Source organism: Pseudoalteromonas sp. Xi13, assembly GCF_003952205.1.
Taxonomy (GTDB): domain Bacteria; phylum Pseudomonadota; class Gammaproteobacteria; order Enterobacterales; family Alteromonadaceae; genus Pseudoalteromonas; species Pseudoalteromonas atlantica.
Map to the genome: position 1 here is coordinate 1013656 of NZ_CP034439.1, position 19780 is coordinate 1033435.

Below are 19780 nucleotides of genomic sequence, written 5' to 3' on the forward strand. Positions count from 1 at the left end.
CGGTATAATTTAGCTTTAATACCAATTTAATTATTTAAGCGATTTATTATTGCGCATTGGTAGTAATGATTCATACAAAAGGATACGTTTTGAAAAAGTTAGCTTTGCTTTGCAGTGCTTTATTTGCTTTTAGCGCACATGCACAATTACATACAAATATTGATAGTGTTGCCGATTACGCTGTTAATACTTATCAACAATCACAAATTCACACGTTAACTAATTTAGTGGCTTTTCCTACGGTAAATAAAGAGTCGATACCCGCGCCACAAAATCCTGACTTTATTAATTTCAAATCTGTATTAAAAATGAAAGCTGCAGAGCTTGGGTTTGATTACCAAGACCTAGGCTACACCGTGCTTATAGGCATGGGAGATCAAAACGAAAAGGTTACCGTTGTAACCCACGGAGACGTACAACCTGCCAATGCCAGTAAGTGGAAACAAAGCCCATTTATTATTGATACCTCAGAGCCTGGCAAATTAGTTGGGCGAGGCACAGAAGACGACAAAGGCGCAATAGCCACCGCACTATACGCCATGAAAGCGATTAAAGATAAAGGCATAGAGCTTAATAACCGCATAGAGCTGATGATTTACCTAGCCGAGGAATCTGACTGGGGCCCGCTTACAGAATTTATGAAAACCTACGAGCAGCCCAAATACGCCGTAACCATTGATGCATCATACCCAGTTGTAGTAGCCGAGAAAGGCTGGAGCTTAATTGCTCCTACTTTTGATGCTACCTCAAAACAAACCGGTATGTATGTGAGTGATTTAGCGGGTGGCGCGTTTAAAAGCCAAATACCAGAAGATGCAAGCTTAGTGCTGCATAACGCAAGCGCTGCAGTTATTAACTCATTAAAAGCTAAAGCTAAAACACTTAGTGAAGTTGAGTTTAACTTTGAAGAGCAAGCTGAAGGCTTAAAAATAACTGTAAAAGGGGTGTCAGCGCACTCATCAGAGCCAGAGTCGGGCGTTAATGCTATTGCTCACCTGAGCGAGCTATTTAAAGACGTAGCACTTGAAAATAATAGCGATGGCCAGCTTATAAAATTTGTAAATCAATTAATTGGTTTAGATATTCATGGTAAGCAATTTGGTAATATTGCCTACGAGCATGAATTCATGGGCCCAATGAGCGTAGCCCCTACCGTAATTGAACGCGATGGTAGTGCACTAACGTTAGCCATTAACGCGCGCCGCCCAGTTGGTAAAGATGAAAACCTACTTAAAGCGCAAATAAACAGTGCGATTAAGGAATGGGAAACTGCAAATAACGTAACGCTTACTAAAGTCGAGACCATTATTGGTACACCCATGCTGTTAGATAACGCGCCGCACGCACAAAAGCTGCTTGATATTTTTAAACATTTTACAGGTGACGAACAAGCTGACTTTGTATCAATTGGCGGAGGCACTAACGCAAAATTATTTGATAATGCAGTATCGTTTGGCCCTTCAATGCCAGGCAAACGTTATACCGGCCACTCAGAGCATGAATTTATTACGCTTGAGCAATTAGCGCTTAATTTACGTATGTATACCGCAATGATGATAGAGCTAGGTAATATGTAAGTTATAGCTGTTTTAATATAAAAGCCGCCTTATTTAGCTGAAGTGACTCCAGCAAGGCGGCTTTTTTGTATTTACTAAAACTGAGCTACAAAACTGAGATTGTATATATCGTAGTCATCGTTATCGGTGTAATTAGCTGTAAAATAGTAGTTATCGTTAATAAAGTATTTACCTTCAACAACTAAATCTGAGTCGTATAAACCAACGCCAACTGCAACATGCTTATTAAAGTAATAATTTGCCAACACATTAAAAATTGAATCATCGCCAGCATCGAGATAGTCAGCATTTATAGTAAAGTAGCGTTCATCGTAAAGGTGAGCAAAGTAACGAGATGATAAGTCCCACGACTCTATTTCATCATCCGTCTCAACAGTAAAACCAATGTAGTCGGTGTCATTAATTTGGTGATTATATTGGGCTTTAAATAAATAAACTGTATCGCCATATTCGTAATCTACCATACGTGCAGATACTTTTAGCGAATCAGCAAATAAGTAACCTATGCCAAGTGAATAGGTATCAGTATCGCCAATATTAGGCAGCTCTATGGTTGCAAAAGCATTACCGTAAAAGCCTTCTCCAAAAATCCCTTTTCCACTATAACCATCTGAATTAAAGTAATTTAAGCCTATATTACTATCTGTATCTAGGTAGCCATAATCATCCCACACTCCCGAGCTTTGTTGCTCTTCAAAGTAATAATGCGTAGATAATCCGTACACATTATCGCTGTAATAGCGTGAATCTATTTTTGCGTAGTTGATTGTATTAAACCATTGCTTTGATGCTGATTGTTCAGCGTTTACTGACGCTGCACAGCTAAGTGCAAGCAAAGAGAGTGGTATTAAGTAGCGCATAAGTATCCTTTCTTATAATTAAATAGGTGTATCTAGAAAAGGTATTATATTAAATACTCTTTAGAATACATTTAAATAATTGTAAGTAACTGTATGTTTGTATAAGTATTTGTAGAGATGCGCTTGAAGGGGTCGCTATAAATTTATGACTAATGTCATATTAACTGATGACAAATAGCACCTTTCAGGCTTAAAAATTAAGGCAATAATAACCTTACATTTTAAGAGGAGAGCAAACATGAATACACCAACATTTTTTGATAATTTAAAACGTTACTTTGTGGCTTTGGTATTTTTGACCGCGATAAACTTAATTACATCGCCAAATTATTTATGGGTAGTATGGCCTGCTTTAGGGATGGGCATTGCATTGCTAAATGAGTTGTTAAACTCAAATAACTCAAAAAGGGTTAGGGATGAGTGTTAAGCCAAGTAACAGGTTACCTGGCTTAACGCGAAAAACCGTAAGGTTTAAAAATTACGTTTTATGCGGTTGAGTCGAGCGTTGCTTTTAGGGAGATTTCGGTATTAAGTAGCTTTGAAATAGGGCAGCCTTTTTTAGTTTGCTCACACAATGCTTGAAATTGCTCGTTAGCAATATCTTTAATACGTGCGTTTACTTCAAGCGCTATATGGGTGACTGCAAAGCCGTCATCAACCTCATCAAGGCTTACAGTGGCTTTAGTATCAATTTTATCGGCTTTAAAACCGGCATCGCCAAGTGCAAGTGAAAGCGCCATACTAAAGCAGGCACTGTGCGCAGCTCCCACTAATTCTTCTGGGTTAGAACCAGGCTCGTCTTCAAAGCGAGTATTAAAACCAAATGGTTGTTTATCAAGTGCGCCGCTTTGTGTAGAAATACTGCCTTTACCTGTTTTAATATCGCCTGACCAGGTTGAGTTTGCCGTTTTTTTAATCGTCATCATCTTCTCCTTGCGTTGCATGTAAGCTTTTCAGGCTGAGTAAGTGCTATTTACATAAAACACCTAAATACAGCCTTAAAAGCCGAGTTATTCATACCATTGCAAAATAGACGCCAGCTCACGCATAGCATAAAGGATTAATACCTTTTACTTTTTATTACGTTTACAGCGCTCTGAGCAGTAAATAACGTTATCCCAATCGCGCTGCCACTTTTTACGCCACGCAAAAGGCTTGTTGCAAACAGGGCACATTTTTTGTGGTAAGTGGCTTTTTTTATGTGGCATATTAATTACTTTTTGTGGTGTTTTTTTGTGTGCGAGTAAGCCCTACATGCTTTTTTAATATGTTAGGAATTGCACGTTTAACATCGGCGCGCTCGCGGTATTGCCATAAACGTTCGCGCGCTTGTTTGGAGGCTTGAGTTAAATCAAGCATGGGCTCGGGGTAGTCTTCACCAAGTTTAAAGTCGTTAAACAGCGCTTCCATTGGTGTTTGTTGCCAAGGCTCGTGTAAATATTCTGTCGGCAGCTTTTCAAGTTCGGGGCACCATTTTTTAATAAAGGCGCCGGTTGGGTCTTGATCTTCAGATTGCTTAATTGGGTTGTAATGCCTAATGGTGTTAATACCCGTAACTGAGGCCTGCATTTGTATTTGTGGGTAATGAATGCCAGGTTCAAAGTCTAAAAAGTAATTTGCCAAAGGTAAGCTTGCCTGCTGCCAGCTTATATTTAAATGATGCGTTACAAAGCTAACCAACATAGCGCGCATTCTAAAATTAATATAGCCCGTGGTTTTTAAGCAGCGCATACAGGCATCAATAATAGGTATACCCGTTTGGCCTTGTGCCCAGCGCTCAATATCGTGTTGTACGTTGTCATCGTTTCTATATGGGAACTGATGATACCCCGCATTGAGCGCTGTAAATTCCATCGTACTCTCACTTTCAAACTTTTGCATAAAATGGCAGTGCCAATGCAAGCGCGATACAAATGCAGCAATCGGGCGCTTCCATCCTTTTTTGCTTGGGTGTTTTGCATGGTATACATCAATAGCCGTTTGATAAACCTGTTTAAGGCTAATATTACCCCACGCTAAATAAGGCGAAAGCCTAGAGCAATGAATACGGCTTAAGCTGGGGCTAGATATGCCTTTTTGATATCCCTTACCGCGCTCAGCAAAAAAGCTTTGCAATATTGTGTGCGCAGTTAAAGGCCCACCAACTTGAAAGTTGTCATCATTTTGCGTGTAGCTGTCGGGTAATTTAGGGGGTTGGTAGTTATTAAGTGTAATGGTTTTTATGTTTTTCCAATTAGGAATAGCAATAGGGGCCTGCATTGTTTGTTGCCAGCGTGCGTTCCAATCTTTACGGTTTTTTTTGCCACGAATAACGCCGCCCGTTTGTGACTCAAGCCAGTTAACTTTGTTAGCTTTACACCATATAGCAACGGCTTTATCGCGCTCAAAGGTATTGTTTAAGCCAATTTCTTGATGGCTAAATATGTTTGCTATTTGGTATGTTTGATTAAGCGTGTTTAACAGTGTCAGCATGTCTTGGTTAAAAATATACAGCGTTGCTTTGTAGCGAGTTAGCTGCTGATTTATTTCGCCTATTGATTGATAAACAAAACACCAATGGCGCGCATTATAATGTGCATCCTCAAGCATTAGTGGCTCAAAGTTGTATAGCAGTAACGTGGGTAAATCATCACTAAATGCATTTTTAAGTGGTTGATGGTCGCTAAGGCGTAAATCGCGTTTAAACCACACTATGTTTATTTTTTCGCGCATATTTAAAAAAGTGGCTGCAGTTATGAAATACTGTACGCATTACAGCGCATTTACGATTTGCAGTACGACGTATAAAGGAAAATTATGTTTTTAGATTTAAAACAAAACACGCAGCACAATGTTTACTCGTATTTAGTGGGGGGTATTAGCCCACGGCCTATTGCTTGGGTAAGCACACTTAGTAAGGAGGGAATTGCTAATATTGCCCCGTTCTCTTTTTTTACAGTGGCCAGTTGTAACCCGCCAGTGCTGAGCGTGACCCAAGTAAACCCACGCGACAAAGCCAATAAAGACACGCTTTTAAACCTTCAAGCCACTAACAACTGCGTGGTTAATATTGTTAGTGAAGAGCTAGTAGAAAAAATGAATCAAAGCTGCGCTAATTATCCACATAATGTGAGTGAATTTGAGGCGGCAAATATTGAAACAATCGCCAGTACACACGTAACATCCCCAGGCGCCGCAGCGGCTAAAGTAAGATACGAGTGCACCTTAAGAGACGTTATTCAGATAAGCGACGAACCCGGTGGCGGCAAGGTTATGCTACTCAACGTGGTGGGAATTTATATTGACGATAACGTGTTAGTGAATGGCTATATAGATCCCACGCGATTAAACAGCGTAGGTAAAATGGGTGGAGACTACTTTAGCTCTACTAAAGATAAATTTGTACTAAAGCGGCCACAATTGTAAAATAACAGATTAACTTTATACACTTACTGTTAACTCATTAAGCGTTACTTATAAAAACAAATGGATATTGAATGTCTAAACTTTACCTCACTTTAGTATTTGCCCTACTTAGTTTTAGCTGCCTATCAGCCTCTGATAAAAAGCTACCCATAGAAGCGTTTGCAGGCTTAAAAAGCATAAGCCAAGTTAAGCTCTCACCAGATGGAAATAACATTGCGTATGTTAGAAACCTTGATGGCGATTTAGTTTTAATGGTGCAAAGCCTTACAACAGGCAAGGGCAAGCCGATTATTAAATCGGATAACCACACTGTATTTTTTGACTGGTTTAGTTGGGCAAATAATGATGTGTTGTTATTGGGCGCACGATACATTAAATATCAATTTGGTGGGGTTAAGTATGCGTCTACATTAATGTATTCGTATAATCTAAATGATGATAAAGGAATAAAACTGGCGTTTAGAGCAAACAACACGCGTGATGAAAAGCAGCCTCAGTTTTCTGACCGAATTATTAGCTTTTTACCGGAGCAAGAAAATAAAATACTCGTGCAGGGCGATTTTAAAATAGCCAATACCCCAGCTGTGTATGAACTTGACCTAACCACTTTACGCAAAAAACAAATACAACGTGCTCGTGCAGATGTAACCAGTTGGTTTGCTGATAGACAAGGCAAGGTTCGTATTGCTAAAAAAATGGATGAAACACAATTTACTTACGAGCTGTACAATGAGCAAAATGAGTCGTGGCAAACACTATTTAGCTACGAAGTATTTAGTGAGCAAAGCATTTCGATACTTGGCTTTGATAAAGATCCTAACTTTTTATACATCACTGCGCTCCATGAAGGGCGTGATGCATTATTTAAGCTTAATCTAACAACTAACAAACGTGAGCTCATTTTTAGCGACGACAAGTATGATGTCGATGGCGATATTTTTTACTCACGTAAAACTGGCGAAGTGGCAGGCTTTACGCATTCGCATTTAGAAGATGGTATTGCGTATTGGGATGAAGACTTAGACAAGCTACATCGCTCTTTACGAGCATCATTACCTAAAGATTCATTTGAAATGGATATTGTTAGCACCAGCGACGATCAGCAAAAATATGTACTTTATGTCAGCTCAGATAAAACATCAGGCGCCTATATGTTAGGTGACAGAAAGCGAGGTGATTTAACATTTTTTGCAGACGTTTACCCACACATTAACGAAAGCGTATACGCCGGTAAAGAGCGCATTAGCTATAAAGCACGTGACGGGCTTATTATAGAAGGCTACTTAACGCTGCCTGTTGGCTATGAGAAAGGCGATAAGTTACCCACTATTATATTTCCACATGGTGGGCCTATGGCGCGAGACTATGCAGGCTTTGACTATTGGACTGCGCTACTGGCATATAATGGTTATGCCGTGTTACAGCCTAACTTTCGTGGCTCAAGTGGTTATGGTTATGACTTTTTAATGCAGTCGATCCAAGGTTTTGGTTTAGCCATGCAAGATGACTTACAAGATGGAGCTAACTGGTTAATAGACCAAGGGATTGCTCAGCCAGATAAAATTTGTATTGGTGGCGCAAGCTACGGTGGATACGCCGCCTTAATGGCTGTTATTAAACACCCTGAAACATTTAAATGTGCGGCAAGTTTTGCAGGGGTAACTGACCTTGAGCATATTGTGAGTAAAGCCCGACACTTTACAAATAAAGACATAGTACGAAAACAGTTTGGAACAAATAGCGATAAGCTAGAGGCCAATTCGCCGGTCAATTTTGCTAAATCAATCAACAAACCTGTTTTACTTGTGCATGGTAGCGACGACAGTGTTGTCCCTATTTACCATAGTAGAGAAATGGAAGATGAACTAGATGACGAAGATAAAGATGTTACTTACATTGAGCTAGAAGATGGCGATCATTACTTGTCTTATCAGCCGCATAGAATTAAAACGTTACAAGCGTTTCTCGATTTTTTTGATAAGCATTTAAAAAACGATTAATAACAAAGGCGACTTAGGTCGCCTTTTTTGAGCGTAATTTTTTATATAATGCACATTGTTTGCACTTTTACTTGTTAACGTTATACGTTGTTATTAAAGGCGCTATTTATAAGTCGCTATAATAGAACACGCAATTAATACAATTGGTATTACAGACTATTCTTTAAAGTGCTTAGAGCTTTTAATAATACGTTTTAGCAGTAAAAAATACGCTATAAATAACAGCTCAAATGCTTTTAGAGTCAGGTTTATAAAAAATAAATGAAAATTCATAACAAACTTTTTTTAATATTATTTAGCTTCACCTTTAGCATTATTGCGGGGCTAGTTGTGCTTATTCAGTACAGTATTGGCCAAGGTATTATTGATTTTGTAAACGCCAAAGAAGTAAAAGCATTAGAGCCATTAGCGGTACAGCTGGCTAATAAATACGCGCAAACTCCCTCGTGGGATAAAATTATAGGTAACGATCAGCGCTTTTTAAGGTTGGTTGAATCGCAATTGCAATCAAGCCAGTTTTTACCTAGTTTACGCGATATGCCACAGCGCCCAGAAATTCGCGGTGAACGCAGACCCAGACCCCCACAGCATATGGCGCAACGAGATCGTCGCCCACCGCCCGAGCATGCCGCGCACTATGCACTACTTGATGAAAACCAGCAGCGTATTTTTGGTAAATTATTTGAGGATTTAAAGTACATTAAAACGCCCATAGAGCTTGAAGGTAAAACAATTGCTTACCTTGCTGTTTCAAAAAGAAAAAGCCTAGCAGATGGGTACGAGCTGGATTTTTTAAAGCAACAAACTAACTATTTATGGCTTATTGCGTTAACCGCAGGGCTACTTACCTTACTGTTGTCTTTTTTACTGGCAAGGCATTTAGTTGGCCCTGTAAAGCAAATTGCCAGTGGTATGCATAAGCTAACCAAAGGGCAGTACAGCACAAAGCTTTTATTAGATAGAAAAGACGAGCTGGGCCAGCTTAGTGAAGATTTTAACACCTTGGCCTTTACGCTCGCTAAAGATGAGCAAGTACGTAAACGCTGGTTAGCTAATATTTCTCATGAACTAAGAACGCCCATGAGCATTTTACTCGGTGAGCTCGAAGCTATGTTGCTTGGGATACGTGAACCAAACAATAAAAATATTAGTTCTGCTAACGATGAAGCGCTGCATTTAAAGCGCTTGATTGACGACCTACACATGTTAAACAGCGCAGAACTAGGCGGCATGCATTACACCATGCAACCTACCGACGTAGGCTTTTTACTTAACTCCATAGAGCAGAAGTATCACGTTATTTTTGAGCAGCACGCTATTAATTTTTACCTTCTTAATAGTGCTAACAACACCACAGTAAACGCAGATAAAACACGTATACTGCAATTACTAGATAATATCTTAATGAATGCGGTGCATTATGCCCAGTGCTCAACTATTTCTTTAAGTGCCAATAACGTAAATATTAAAGGCCAAGCCTATTTAGAGCTTATAATAGAGGACAACGGGATAGGCGTTGAGCAAACGCATTTATCGCACTTGTTTGAATATTTATACCGTGTAGACAGCTCTCGCAATCGCCAAGAGGGTGGCTCTGGTTTAGGTTTGTCTATTTGTCAGCATATTGTTAAAGGTCATAATGGCGAAATATCAGCCGTAAAAGCCAGTATTGGCGGGCTTGGCATTGTTATTAAATTACCCTTATTAGTTCAGTAGAGGATAAATATGAGTGAGCAAATACTCATTGTTGAAGATGAAATAAAACTTGCCAATTTAATGAGCGACTTTTTAACAAGTCATCATTATCAAACGCACCTTATTCATCATGGTGATGAAGTACTTAGCTGGCTTGAAAGTAATAAGCCAAGTGTTATTTTATTAGATATTATGTTGCCAGGGCAAAGCGGTATAGAGCTGTGCAAAGCGATAAGAAAGTTCTCTAATGTGCCCATTATTATTGTTTCGGCAAAGGTAGAGGAGATTGACCGGTTACTCGGACTTGAACTGGGCGCCGATGACTACATTTGCAAACCGTTTAGTTATGCTGAGCTGGTGGCGCGAGTAAAAGCAATTTTAAGGCGTGTTAATACCACAAAAGAGCCGGTAAATAATGCCATGACACTGGATGAAAGTACTTACAGTGTAAACTATAAAAATAGCAGTATAGAACTTACTAATTTTGAATTTCAGCTATTTAAGCCCTTGTATTCCAACCCTAACAGAATCTATTCACGCGATAGCTTAATGGACACCATGTACGCAGACCAACGTATAGTTAGCCACCGTACTATAGACAGCCACATAAAAAAGTTACGTAAAAAGCTTGATGAAGTAACGCAAACCGACAGCGTTATTCAGTCGGTTTACGGTGTGGGCTATCGGTTTGTTCATCCTCAATAGCTAAACGTGAGCGCAGTTTTACTCATCGTCAGCGTTTTTAATACGCTCTAAACGGTCGAACTCTTCGTATTCGGCCGCTTGTATTTCATCGAGTACCGCATCTACATCTGCAGATTCATTACTGTCTTCAAATTCTCCGCTGAGCACAGTGTTTGGCGTTAAGCTGGCCTCTTCAAACAGTGCCCACATTTCTTTAGCGTAATGAGTGTTTAATAGGCTAGGTGCAAACTGCGCATAATAACGGCGTATATTGTTTACATCGCGCGTAAACATTGCTTGCGCACTGTTATTGGCTGCGGCGTTTACAGCTTGTGGAAGGTCAATAATTACAGGCCCTTTACTATCAACAAGTACGTTAAATTCTGATAAGTCACCGTGGATAATACCAGCGCACAGCATTAATTTAATATAATGAACCATCATACTGTACTGCTCAATAGCGTCTTGATGTGTAAGGGTCACATGCCCTAACTGTGGAGCAACATCACCGTCTTCATCGCACACAAGCTCCATTAACAACACGCCATCAATACAGTAATAAGTATCAGGAACTCTGACGCCAGCGCGTGATAAACGTGAAAGCGCGTCTACTTCTGCATTTTGCCAAATTTCTTCTTCTAGTTGCCGCCCATAACTGGAGCGTTTACCCATGGCGCGGGCTTGGCGTCCGCCTCTTACTTTTCGGCCTTCTTGATACTGAGCTGCCTTTTTAAAGCTGCGTTTAACGGCATCTTTGTAGACTTTAGCACAGCGAATTTCGCCACCGCTGCGCACCACAAATACATCCGCTTCTTTACCGCTCATTAAGCGGCTTATCACTTCATCAATTAGGCCATCATCAACGAGTGGCTGGAGGCGTTTAGGTATTTTCACTGCGATACAACTAGAAAAATTGGAAGATTAAACATGTATGTTAATAAGTCCTTAGTATGTTAGCTCTCAAAACAGGTGTTGAAAGTGGTTTTAAGTAATTAGTTATCACAATAACCGAAATACCGAATAAGGTAAAAATAACATGATAAAAATCGGATTTATTTTTATTTCCTTATTGTTTGCACAATGTTTGCGTTTTTTAAGCGTACTTTATATTCATACCCTTTATTAATATTTAACCCAAGGTGACCACGATGAAGCATTTTTCTACTTTTGCCGTTGCTGCATTATTATCAATGGCTTTTTCAGCCAATGTTGCAGCCAGAGGCGGTGATAACCCACCACCTAAACCTGACTTTTCAAGCATAGATGCAGATGGTGACGGTGTGATTAGCCTTGCAGAATTTAGCGAAAGTGCGCCACCGCAAGGCGATGCGCAAACTATTTTTGACGAAATAGATGCCGATGGGAATGGCGAAATTAGCGAACAAGAATTAAGTGAACACAAGCCACCACGCCGCTCACGTTAAGGGAGATAAATATGATCAACAGTATTGGTAGTTCAGCGAGTTTTATGACTCAACAATCTAGCCAAGTAAGCGCTTTAACTTCAGAGCAAACTGAGTTTGTTAAAGAAACACTTGCAGAATTTGATGCACAAAACCTAAGTACGGAAGATGCGCAAAGTATTCAAGCCGCATTTGAAGAGCAGGGGATCTCGCCTACAAAAGAGTTGGCTGATTTAATGAGCGAACTTGATTTTGACGCTAAAAGTATTGGCGATGCAGGACGCCCTGAAGGGCAGCGCCCGCCACCGCCGCCGCAAAACTCGCTAGAATCTGTTGATACTGACGAAGTGGTTAGCTACTTAGATGAGTTATTAACTGAGTATTCAAGCCAGCTATCTGATGAAGATAAAGAATCAATTCTTTCATCGGTACAAGAAAAATTTGGTTTAAGTGAAGGTGATTCACTGCTAAATGTAACTGCTTAGGTGTTATAACTTGAGGTAAAGCTGACTGTTTATCCTTAGGTCTTAAGTCCAAAGCCCGGCAATTATTTTGTTGGGCTTTTTTAATATACCAATTCGCTTAATTGGTCACGTATTATTGCGCATTGGTATTACTCCGCTTGAGGCAAAAAAATCGCGCTAATAGCACCTAACAAACCGAGCAGGCTATACAGCAGAATAAGCTGTGCGGTTGATAAAAATGCTTCTAAAAGCCCTATACTGCCTAACATTAAAAGCAAAATGCCAATTACAGTATTACTAACCGACACGTAATCAGTGCGTTTATTGCCTTGTGCCATATCTACTAAATAGGTTTTACGCCCGAGCCGTACGCCTTGATGAGCAATGCAAAGCAAAAAATAAAAACCAGGTATTACCCAAGCATATTCAAACAGCTGGCTATACCATGTGGCTATTACAAACACACTCACGCCGTTTATGGTGACAAGTAACGCACTGATCACAAGCACTTTTTGGCTAGAAAAGTCGCTGAGTCTTCCCCATATTGGCCCAGAAATTAAACTTGCTAAGCCAGACACGGCTAAAAATACTGCCAATAATGAAAATTCAAACTGCTGATAGCTTGCTAAAATAATATAAAAAGGCGCGCTTAGGGCTGAGCAAAGTAAAAAGGCGCGGGTAATTACAAAGTGTGCAAATTGTTTATCTTGATAAAGCAGCTTTAATTTACTTAGCGCATTTAAAAAGCCATTTTTACCGCCTTGTGTCGCCCCTTTGTATTCGTTTATGCGGCTATAAAAAAGTGCAGCAACAACCCACAAAACGGCGCCTAAACACAGCGCAATTAATACCGTATTTTGCTCTTTTTGCCCCGAAAAAAACCACATCATTAAACCAAAAGTGAGTGTTGCAAAGCCGGCAATACTTGCCGCTAGGCCACTAATATTGCCCCGCTTTTTTTTAGGAATAACTTTACCTAATACATCTTTAGCGGCAATAGAGTTAAACCCGCGGGCGAGGCTAAAGAGCACCAGCAGGGCTAAAATTGCATAGCCAGCCTGAGCGCCTTCTAGCACAAATGAAACACCAACCATAGCGCCAATACATACCGCTTGGGCAAATGCACCACAAACCCATACCCACTTTCTTACTGAGAGTTTACGGATAATATTGGCTATCGCTAATTGTGGTAATAAAGAGCCCGATTCTCTTATAGGCACCAGCCACGCTATAAACGCGCTTGGTACGTTTAAGCTTTGCATTAACCAAGGCAGAGTGACTTTAGGGTTGAGGAGGGCATCGGCAAATTTACTAAAAAGCTGACTTGTTAATAAAAGAATAAAGTTACCGGCCACTTCTTTGCAGTCATCTTCGTTTATGTCTTTACAGGCACGTGCGTCTTCATCGTTGTTAAGGCGTTTATAGACTTGCTCTTTAGTGAGTTTTTTCATACTGCTAGCTACACAATTTGTTTTGCTCTTTGAGGTACGAATCTACAAAGTGTTGTTCCATAGGTTTAGAAAAGTAATAACCTTGTAGATGAGACACGCCAATTTCTTTTAACATGTTGGCTTGCTCTAGGGTTTCTACACCTTCAGCGACTACTATAAAATCAAGTGTTGAGGCCATTTGCACAATCGCATGAATTATACTTAAGCCTCGCTTATCCATATTTTGAATGAAACTTTTATCTATTTTTACTATGTCTACACCAATATCTAACATGCTCGACAAGGATGAGTACCCAGTACCAAAGTCGTCAATAGAAATACAAAACCCTTGTTTTTGCAGTTCTTTTACTGCTGCTAAAAAGGTGAGCTTATCCTCAGCAAACACAGATTCAGTGATTTCAAGGTGCAGGTTTTCTGGCTTTACACCGTATTGATCAACGATATTTACAACCTTAGTGACAAAATCAGGGTCTTGAAGTTGTATTACAGATACATTAACGCTCACAGCAATAGGGGGGTGTACGTTTTTAAACGTGCAAGCTTGCACACACGCTTGCTCAATAACCCATAAGCCAAGTTCGGTTATGAGGTTGTATTGCTCGGCAATGGCAATAAATTCATCAGGAAATATCGCTTCGTCATTTAATTGCCAGCGTAAAAGTGACTCAAACGAGGTCACCTTCGCTGTTTGGCTATCCACAATAGGCTGAAACACTAACCGCAAGCCGTTGTCTTTTATTGCACTTGCCAAGCGCTTGCTGAGCAATTGTTCACGCTCTTGTTGGCGCTTTAAGTCATTGTTGTAGATATTTACGCAGCCTTTGGCAATACGTTTTTGATGGTACATTGCTAAATCTGCTGAACGAATTAACGCGCTTAAATTACCCTCATGCTCAGGAAATAACGCTATGCCAATAGTGGCAGATACCCAGCTTTGGTATTTGTATCGTTCATGCTCGGCACGAATGCTTTTAATAACCTTTTTGGCAAAATCAAATAAGTCTTGTTCATCTTCATAGGTTGTTAAAATTAAAAATTCATCTCCGCCCCAGCGGCATTTGTATAAGTGGCGGGTGCAAACGTTAGTGAGTCGCTCGGCTATTTCTTTAAGTACTTGGTCGCCAACTTTATGACCCATAGAGTCATTAATTTGCTTAAAGCCATCTAGGTCTACAAACAGTAAAGCGAGTTTTTCCTCGGGGTGATCTGCCAGTTGTTTATTTGCCACTTTTAAAAAAGCGGTGCGGTTTAACAAGCTTGTTAGCGGGTCAGTATTTGATAAACGGTAAATTTCTTCTGTGCGTGTTTCTACTTTACTTTCCATTTCGTTAAGTAGTTCGCGGTTTTGATTTCGTAATTTTATGGCCTTTTGGGTAAACGTGGCCGACTTATAAGAAGAGGCGACCATAATTGCCGAAAAAGTAATGCCTAAAAAACCTAATACATAGTGGTAATAGTCATCAGATAAGGTTAGTACTATAGAGTAAGGCATTAATAAAATAATGCTGTAACACACCGAGGTAAAGCGACTACCCGAGAGCAAATTGGCTGAGCCTCCAGCAAATGCCGACAAAATAGCTATTGTGGTGGTAATTTCAACGGTGGATGAGCTTTTATGAAACCACAGTGCGTAACATGACCACGAAATCGCGGTCGCTATACACCCCACCGAAAAGCGTTTTAAAAAGCTATTTGCATTAAAAGGCTGGTTAACTCCTTTGGTGTAGTTAAAGTAAATAACATCCATTAGCCTTGCTGCTAAAACAACCAGCATGAAAAAAAGCCAAATTATTTTTTCTTGATTTGTTCTCTCATCCGTTAGGTCAAATGCAAATACAAGTACAAAGCTAACTAACGCCGAAACACCAATGCCAGATAAAGCATTAGAATATAAAAGTTTTACGGCTTCTCTGCGTTCATCACTATTTAAATTTTTATATTGCACTCATTAAAGCCTTATGAAAAGTAATGCGGGTAAAGCAGGTTAGATTTTATAAAAACACAATAATAAATATAGTTTAATGACAGGGAAATGCAGATTTTAAATAAAAAAATGCCCATAACACAATGTCTTGTTATGGGCTGTTAGATTAAAAGTCGCTGGCGTTATGTCGTTCGCTAAGTTGCTCTTCTTCAGGGCCCCAGGTGCGATTAACACGTTGACCACGTTTAACAGCGGGGCGCTTTGCTATTTGCTCTGCCCAGCGCATTACATGAGTGTAAGAGGCAACATCTAAAAACTCAGCGGCGTCGTATAATTTTCCAAGCATCAACGAGCCATACCAAGGCCAAATGGCAATGTCGGCAATAGAGTATTCGCTACCCGCCATGTATTCGTTTTCACTTAAGTGGCGATTTAATACATCGAGCTGGCGTTTAGTTTCCATAGTAAAACGGTCTATTGGGTATTGCATTTTTGTTGGTGCGTAGCTATAAAAATGACCAAATCCGCCACCTAAATAAGGCGCTGAACCCATTTGCCAAAATAGCCAATTACGGCACTCGGTCTTGGCTTTAAAATCTTTTGGGATTAGCACATCAAATTTTTCTGCCAAGTATTGTAAAATTGAACCCGACTCAAAAATGCGTGTTGGTGGCGTGGTAGAGTGATCCATTAGCGCAGGAATTTTAGAGTTTGGATTAATATCAACAAAGTCTGAGCCAAATTGGTCGCCTTCGCCAATGTTAATTAAATAGGCATCGTAGTCGGCATCGGTTAGGCCAAGCTCTAATAACTCTTCAAACATAATGGTCGCTTTTTGGCCATTAGGCGTGGCTAATGAATAAAGTTGAAACGCATGCTTGCCAATGTCTAAGGTTTTGTCATGAGTGGCGCCGGCAATAGGGCGGTTAATATTAGCAAATTTACCACCACTTTCGCTGTCCCACGTCCAAACTTTAGGCGGCGTGTATTCGTGTTCATTACTCATAAATAACCTCAATTTAAAAATGTAATTAATTTATATACTCATAGATAACAAGCTGGGGGCGTAAAAAATTAATTAAAGGCAATGAAAAAATTATCGTGCTTTTAATTTATCTGCTTTGGCAAGTTTATACCCTAAAAAGAACCCACTTAATGCTCCAAAAAGGTGACTCTCGAACGAGACATGAAAGCGTTGTGGTAGCACGCCCCAAATAAATCCGCTGTAAAGCACTGCCACTACTAGGGCAATAACAATAGACTTAAATGAGCGCCTAACCACGCCATAGCACAGTATAAATCCCCATAAACCATAAATAACGCCGCTTAATCCAACATGAAAACTACTTCGACCAAAGGCCCACACTAATAGCCCGCCAATTAACGCAGTAAATATAAACACGGTATAAAAGCGTTTTACACTGTATTGGCAAATTAGCCAGCTAAGTACAGCAAAAGGCAACATGTTGCTAGCAAAGTGCCACCAGCTGCCATGTAAAAATGGGGCGCATAAAATGCCGATTAACCCTTGAACGCTGCGAGGGTAAATACCTAAACCATTAAGCGTAATGCCAGGTAAACTATTGATCACTTGTAGTATTAGGCATATAAAAACTACGCTAAATATTGCAAATCGCGTACTGGTTATCAGTGAAGATGATGATGGGGTAGTTGGCATATAAACGCTTTAGTAGGATTGTTTTGTACCAGTATAGGAGTATGTTTTCGCTATTAAAAGCGATTTAATAAGCGCGGCGTTATGCGCCGCGCACAGGGGTTATTTTAACCTAGTTTAGTTAATAGTTTTTTCGCAGCAAGCTCTGAACTTGCTGGGTTTTGGCCTGTAATCACTAAACCATCTTCGAGCGCTAATACGCCCCAGTCGTCGGTTTTTTGATAATCGCCGCCTTTTTTGATTAGTTCATCTTCAACTAAAAATGGCACTACGTCTGTTAATTGCACGGCAGCTTCTTCTGAGTTAGTAAAGCCTGTTACTTTTTTACCAGCTACCAGCGCATTGCCTTGTGCATCTTTAACATTTAAAAAAGCGGCACTTGCGTGGCAAACAGCCGCTACTGGCTTTTGCTCTTCTACAAACTTTTCAATAAGTGAGATTGAATCGCTGTTATCTACTAAATCCCAAAGTGGACCGTGGCCGCCTGGGTAAAATACCGCGTCAAAGTCGCTGGCGTTTACTTCACTTAACTTTTTGGTGTTTGCCATAAGTGTTTGTGCTGCGCTGTCGTTGTCATAGCGCTTTGTTGCATCGGTTTCAAAGTCAGAAAGCGTGCTAGTTGGGTCAATTGGCGGTTGGCCACCCGCAGGGGATGCAAGTGTTACCTCTGCACCAGCATCAACAAATGCATAGTAAGGTGCTGCAAATTCTTCTACCCAAAAACCTGTTTTTTCGCCTGTGTTGCCAAGCTCTGAATGTGAGGTAAGTACCATAAGTATTTTTTTAGCCATAACAATATTCCTTCGATTAGTGAGTAAATTAAAGCTTGGTGTTAACCAAGGTGTTGTAATAACTATATGCACTTAAAAGGATTTAAACAACGATGATAAATTTAACTTTATTGGTTTAATTATTGATACAATTATTGAGTTGAATAATCATTGGTGGGTTTGTGATGAAAGTGTCGTTTGAGCAACTTAAAAGCATGGTGGTATTTGCGCAAATTGTCGAGCAGGGCAGTTTAACCGCGGCTGCAAAGCAGTTGGGGTTAACGCGTGCGGTGGTAAGTTATCACCTTAAAAAATTAGAAACGCAATTAGAAGTTACGCTGCTAAATCGCTCAACCCGCACTATGGCGCTAACTGAGGCGGGCATTGCGTATTATGAGCGCTGTAGAGTGATCACAGAACAAGCAAACGCAGCTAATCAGCAAATAGAAAACATTAAAAGTGAGCCACAAGGAGTATTAAAAATTAGCTGCCCTGTTAATGTAGGCATGCAACTAATTGTGCCTGCAATTAATACGTTTAAACGCCAATACCCCAAAATTGAAATAGACCTGCAACTAACCGATGATGTGGTTGATATAATAAGAAACGGCTTTGATATTGCTATTCGTGGGGTCGCTTTAAGTGACTCAAACTTACAAGCCACTAAACTAACAACCATGAGTACCTGTATTTGTGGCTCAGCTGAGTATTTTGAACACTTTGGCAAACCTAAAACGCCAGCTGAATTAGCCTTGCATAAATGGGTGGTGTACCAGCTTAGCAATAAAACATTAACCCTTAGCAAAGAGGGCAAAAAATACGATGTAATACTACAAGGCGGCATAAGCACCAATAATGCCGCTGCGCGTACCGCGTTTGTAGAGGCAGGGCACGGGCTCGGGCGCATTCCGTTGTATGATGCGTGGCCTAAAGTGCAAGCAGGGCTGTTAGAAATAATTCTTGATGATTATAAAACAAAAGATATTGAGCTTTATGGTGTGTTTCCACCTGGGGCGGCAGGCTCCAAAAAGCTCAGGTTGTTTATTGATTATTTAAAAGCCTATTTTGTTAAACAGCATACTGCACTGGGCATGCTAAAAAGCACGTAAAACCGCACTTAATTACAAAGTACGATTAAATAATGCAACTGCTTGTTGGTACATAGTAATTGCAAGCGCGGCATCGTAACGCTCGCCCTCATCACGCATAAACGCATGCTGTGCGTTTACTTCTTGCCAGTGGTAGTTAATACCCGTGGCTACACATTGCTGGTAAATTTTACTTCGGCCTTGTTGCGGTACATGTGGGTCTTGCTTACCCCAAATAAAGTGTATTTCACCTTGAATATCAGCCATGCGTTCAAACGAATTGTTACCTGCATTGGCCGTTAAGGTATCACTATGAATATCGGTGGCGTATAAACAAAATGCAGCTTTTATGTGTGGGTTTAATGCGGCTCTGTAAGCTAAATGCCCACCAATGCACACACCCATGGCGCCTACTGTGCCAGTGCAGTAATCTTGATTTTGTACAAAGTCGATGAGTGCTTGTGTGTCGCTGTCGTGGTGCTCAAGTGGCTTTTGCCACTTATCGGCATTGCCTTTATCTTTACCCGCGTCATCGTACGCAAGTACAGTACCAATCGGGTTTAGCTCATGAAATACCTCAGGCACTAACACAACAAAACCGTGGCTTGCTAAAATAGCAGCGCTGCGCGCAATAGGTGCGGTTTGCTGAAAAATTTCAGAGTAAAAAATAATACTTGGGTATTGGCCAGCTGCTTGTGGGCGGTAAACGGTAGTACGCATTAAGCCTGTTGGGGTGGGTAGGTCGGTATTATGGTGTTGGATTATCATAAAAGCGCTCTGTTAA

General features: G+C 40.4%; 20 protein-coding genes. 9 read left to right on the plus strand and 11 right to left on the minus strand.

Going from position 1 to position 19780, the window contains the following annotated elements:
- Positions 1-89: 89 nt before the first annotated feature.
- Complete coding sequence (locus EJ103_RS04540; protein WP_126006270.1) at positions 90-1577, plus strand: dipeptidase; 1488 nt, start codon at positions 90-92, stop codon at positions 1575-1577.
- A 74-nt stretch (positions 1578-1651) separates the two neighbouring features.
- On the opposite strand, the gene EJ103_RS04545 is transcribed toward EJ103_RS04540, so the two are convergent.
- Complete coding sequence (locus EJ103_RS04545) at positions 1652-2437, minus strand: putative porin (protein ID WP_126006272.1); 786 nt, start codon at positions 2435-2437, stop codon at positions 1652-1654.
- Between the two features lie 238 nt (positions 2438-2675).
- Here EJ103_RS04545 and EJ103_RS04550 point away from each other — a divergent pair, with 238 nt between their 5' ends.
- Positions 2676-2864 carry a 2TM domain-containing protein gene (locus EJ103_RS04550; protein ID WP_126006274.1) on the plus strand — a complete coding sequence of 63 codons (189 nt, stop codon included), beginning with the start codon at positions 2676-2678 and terminating at the stop codon, positions 2862-2864.
- A 58-nt stretch (positions 2865-2922) separates the two neighbouring features.
- Here EJ103_RS04550 and EJ103_RS04555 read toward each other — a convergent pair whose 3' ends face one another.
- The 3 genes from EJ103_RS04555 to EJ103_RS04565 all read right to left on the minus strand — a co-directional run bounded on the left by EJ103_RS04555 (position 2923) and on the right by EJ103_RS04565 (position 5149).
- Positions 2923-3360 carry an OsmC family protein gene (locus EJ103_RS04555; protein WP_126008718.1) on the minus strand — a complete coding sequence of 146 codons (438 nt, stop codon included), beginning with the start codon at positions 3358-3360 and terminating at the stop codon, positions 2923-2925.
- Positions 3361-3507: 147 nt separating this feature from the next.
- Positions 3508-3645, minus strand: a complete 138-nt coding sequence (locus EJ103_RS04560; protein WP_126006276.1) for a DUF2256 domain-containing protein — start codon at positions 3643-3645, stop codon at positions 3508-3510.
- Position 3646: 1 nt separating this feature from the next.
- Entirely contained in the window at positions 3647-5149 is a 1503-nt protein-coding gene (locus EJ103_RS04565; protein WP_126006278.1) for a deoxyribodipyrimidine photo-lyase, read from the minus strand.
- Between the two features lie 84 nt (positions 5150-5233).
- Between EJ103_RS04565 and EJ103_RS04570 the strand changes: the two genes are divergently transcribed.
- The 4 genes from EJ103_RS04570 (at position 5234) to EJ103_RS04585 (ending at position 10242) form a co-directional block, all read left to right on the plus strand.
- A complete protein-coding gene (locus EJ103_RS04570) occupies positions 5234-5842 on the plus strand; it encodes a flavin reductase family protein (protein WP_126006280.1) in 609 nt (202 codons plus the stop codon).
- A gap of 71 nt (positions 5843-5913) precedes the next feature.
- Positions 5914-7842 carry a prolyl oligopeptidase family serine peptidase gene (locus EJ103_RS04575; protein WP_055252982.1) on the plus strand — a complete coding sequence of 643 codons (1929 nt, stop codon included), beginning with the start codon at positions 5914-5916 and terminating at the stop codon, positions 7840-7842.
- Positions 7843-8103: 261 nt separating this feature from the next.
- The gene (locus EJ103_RS04580; RefSeq protein WP_055252983.1) at positions 8104-9558 is read left to right on the plus strand and encodes an ATP-binding protein; all 1455 of its coding nucleotides are present in this window, start codon (positions 8104-8106) and stop codon (positions 9556-9558) included.
- Between the two features lie 9 nt (positions 9559-9567).
- Complete coding sequence (locus tag EJ103_RS04585; protein ID WP_126006282.1) at positions 9568-10242, plus strand: response regulator; 675 nt, start codon at positions 9568-9570, stop codon at positions 10240-10242.
- An 18-nt stretch (positions 10243-10260) separates the two neighbouring features.
- On the opposite strand, the gene EJ103_RS04590 is transcribed toward EJ103_RS04585, so the two are convergent.
- Positions 10261-11115, minus strand: a complete 855-nt coding sequence (locus EJ103_RS04590; RefSeq protein ID WP_126006284.1) for a PA4780 family RIO1-like protein kinase — start codon at positions 11113-11115, stop codon at positions 10261-10263.
- A 254-nt stretch (positions 11116-11369) separates the two neighbouring features.
- Here EJ103_RS04590 and EJ103_RS04595 point away from each other — a divergent pair, with 254 nt between their 5' ends.
- Positions 11370-11645, plus strand: a complete 276-nt coding sequence (locus EJ103_RS04595; RefSeq protein ID WP_055252984.1) for an EF-hand domain-containing protein — start codon at positions 11370-11372, stop codon at positions 11643-11645.
- An 11-nt stretch (positions 11646-11656) separates the two neighbouring features.
- Positions 11657-12109, plus strand: a complete 453-nt coding sequence (locus EJ103_RS04600) for a hypothetical protein (protein ID WP_004587402.1) — start codon at positions 11657-11659, stop codon at positions 12107-12109.
- 128 nt (positions 12110-12237) lie between these two features.
- Here EJ103_RS04600 and EJ103_RS04605 read toward each other — a convergent pair whose 3' ends face one another.
- The 5 genes from EJ103_RS04605 to EJ103_RS04625 form a co-directional block, all read right to left on the minus strand.
- Positions 12238-13539: an MFS transporter gene (locus EJ103_RS04605; RefSeq protein ID WP_126006286.1), complete on the minus strand. Its 1302-nt coding sequence runs from the start codon at positions 13537-13539 to the stop codon at positions 12238-12240.
- Positions 13540-13543: 4 nt separating this feature from the next.
- Positions 13544-15484, minus strand: a complete 1941-nt coding sequence (locus tag EJ103_RS04610) for a bifunctional diguanylate cyclase/phosphodiesterase (protein ID WP_126006288.1) — start codon at positions 15482-15484, stop codon at positions 13544-13546.
- Positions 15485-15629: 145 nt separating this feature from the next.
- Positions 15630-16469: a glutathione-dependent disulfide-bond oxidoreductase gene (gene yghU / locus EJ103_RS04615; RefSeq protein WP_126006290.1), complete on the minus strand. Its 840-nt coding sequence runs from the start codon at positions 16467-16469 to the stop codon at positions 15630-15632.
- A gap of 90 nt (positions 16470-16559) precedes the next feature.
- Positions 16560-17141 (minus strand): rhomboid family intramembrane serine protease, encoded by a 582-nt coding sequence (locus EJ103_RS04620; RefSeq protein WP_024034245.1) that lies wholly within the window; start codon positions 17139-17141, stop codon positions 16560-16562.
- 104 nt (positions 17142-17245) lie between these two features.
- Positions 17246-17929, minus strand: a complete 684-nt coding sequence (locus EJ103_RS04625) for a type 1 glutamine amidotransferase domain-containing protein (protein ID WP_126006292.1) — start codon at positions 17927-17929, stop codon at positions 17246-17248.
- 164 nt (positions 17930-18093) lie between these two features.
- Between EJ103_RS04625 and EJ103_RS04630 the strand changes: the two genes are divergently transcribed.
- A complete protein-coding gene (locus EJ103_RS04630) occupies positions 18094-19017 on the plus strand; it encodes a LysR family transcriptional regulator (RefSeq protein WP_126008720.1) in 924 nt (307 codons plus the stop codon).
- Positions 19018-19029: 12 nt separating this feature from the next.
- Here EJ103_RS04630 and EJ103_RS04635 read toward each other — a convergent pair whose 3' ends face one another.
- Positions 19030-19764, minus strand: coding sequence for a dienelactone hydrolase family protein (locus EJ103_RS04635; RefSeq protein ID WP_121637150.1), 735 nt, complete (start codon positions 19762-19764; stop codon positions 19030-19032).
- Positions 19765-19780 lie beyond the last annotated feature (16 nt).

What these genes read in the sequence shown, in the direction of transcription:
- EJ103_RS04545 (WP_126006272.1), bottom strand. Translation starts at nt 2,437, where the DNA reads ATGCGCTACTTAATACCACTCTCTTTGCTTGCACTTAGCTGTGCAGCG.
- EJ103_RS04550 (WP_126006274.1), top strand. Translation starts at nt 2,676, where the DNA reads ATGAATACACCAACATTTTTTGATAATTTAAAACGTTACTTTGTGGCT.
- EJ103_RS04555 (WP_126008718.1), bottom strand. Translation starts at nt 3,360, where the DNA reads ATGACGATTAAAAAAACGGCAAACTCAACCTGGTCAGGCGATATTAAA.
- EJ103_RS04560 (WP_126006276.1), bottom strand. Translation starts at nt 3,645, where the DNA reads ATGCCACATAAAAAAAGCCACTTACCACAAAAAATGTGCCCTGTTTGC.
- EJ103_RS04565 (WP_126006278.1), bottom strand. Translation starts at nt 5,149, where the DNA reads ATGCGCGAAAAAATAAACATAGTGTGGTTTAAACGCGATTTACGCCTT.
- EJ103_RS04570 (WP_126006280.1), top strand. Translation starts at nt 5,234, where the DNA reads ATGTTTTTAGATTTAAAACAAAACACGCAGCACAATGTTTACTCGTAT.
- EJ103_RS04575 (WP_055252982.1), top strand. Translation starts at nt 5,914, where the DNA reads ATGTCTAAACTTTACCTCACTTTAGTATTTGCCCTACTTAGTTTTAGC.
- EJ103_RS04580 (WP_055252983.1), top strand. Translation starts at nt 8,104, where the DNA reads ATGAAAATTCATAACAAACTTTTTTTAATATTATTTAGCTTCACCTTT.
- EJ103_RS04585 (WP_126006282.1), top strand. Translation starts at nt 9,568, where the DNA reads ATGAGTGAGCAAATACTCATTGTTGAAGATGAAATAAAACTTGCCAAT.
- EJ103_RS04595 (WP_055252984.1), top strand. Translation starts at nt 11,370, where the DNA reads ATGAAGCATTTTTCTACTTTTGCCGTTGCTGCATTATTATCAATGGCT.
- EJ103_RS04600 (WP_004587402.1), top strand. Translation starts at nt 11,657, where the DNA reads ATGATCAACAGTATTGGTAGTTCAGCGAGTTTTATGACTCAACAATCT.
- EJ103_RS04605 (WP_126006286.1), bottom strand. Translation starts at nt 13,539, where the DNA reads ATGAAAAAACTCACTAAAGAGCAAGTCTATAAACGCCTTAACAACGAT.
- yghU (WP_126006290.1), bottom strand. Translation starts at nt 16,469, where the DNA reads ATGAGTAATGAACACGAATACACGCCGCCTAAAGTTTGGACGTGGGAC.
- EJ103_RS04620 (WP_024034245.1), bottom strand. Translation starts at nt 17,141, where the DNA reads ATGCCAACTACCCCATCATCATCTTCACTGATAACCAGTACGCGATTT.
- EJ103_RS04625 (WP_126006292.1), bottom strand. Translation starts at nt 17,929, where the DNA reads ATGGCTAAAAAAATACTTATGGTACTTACCTCACATTCAGAGCTTGGC.
- EJ103_RS04630 (WP_126008720.1), top strand. Translation starts at nt 18,094, where the DNA reads ATGAAAGTGTCGTTTGAGCAACTTAAAAGCATGGTGGTATTTGCGCAA.
- EJ103_RS04635 (WP_121637150.1), bottom strand. Translation starts at nt 19,764, where the DNA reads ATGATAATCCAACACCATAATACCGACCTACCCACCCCAACAGGCTTA.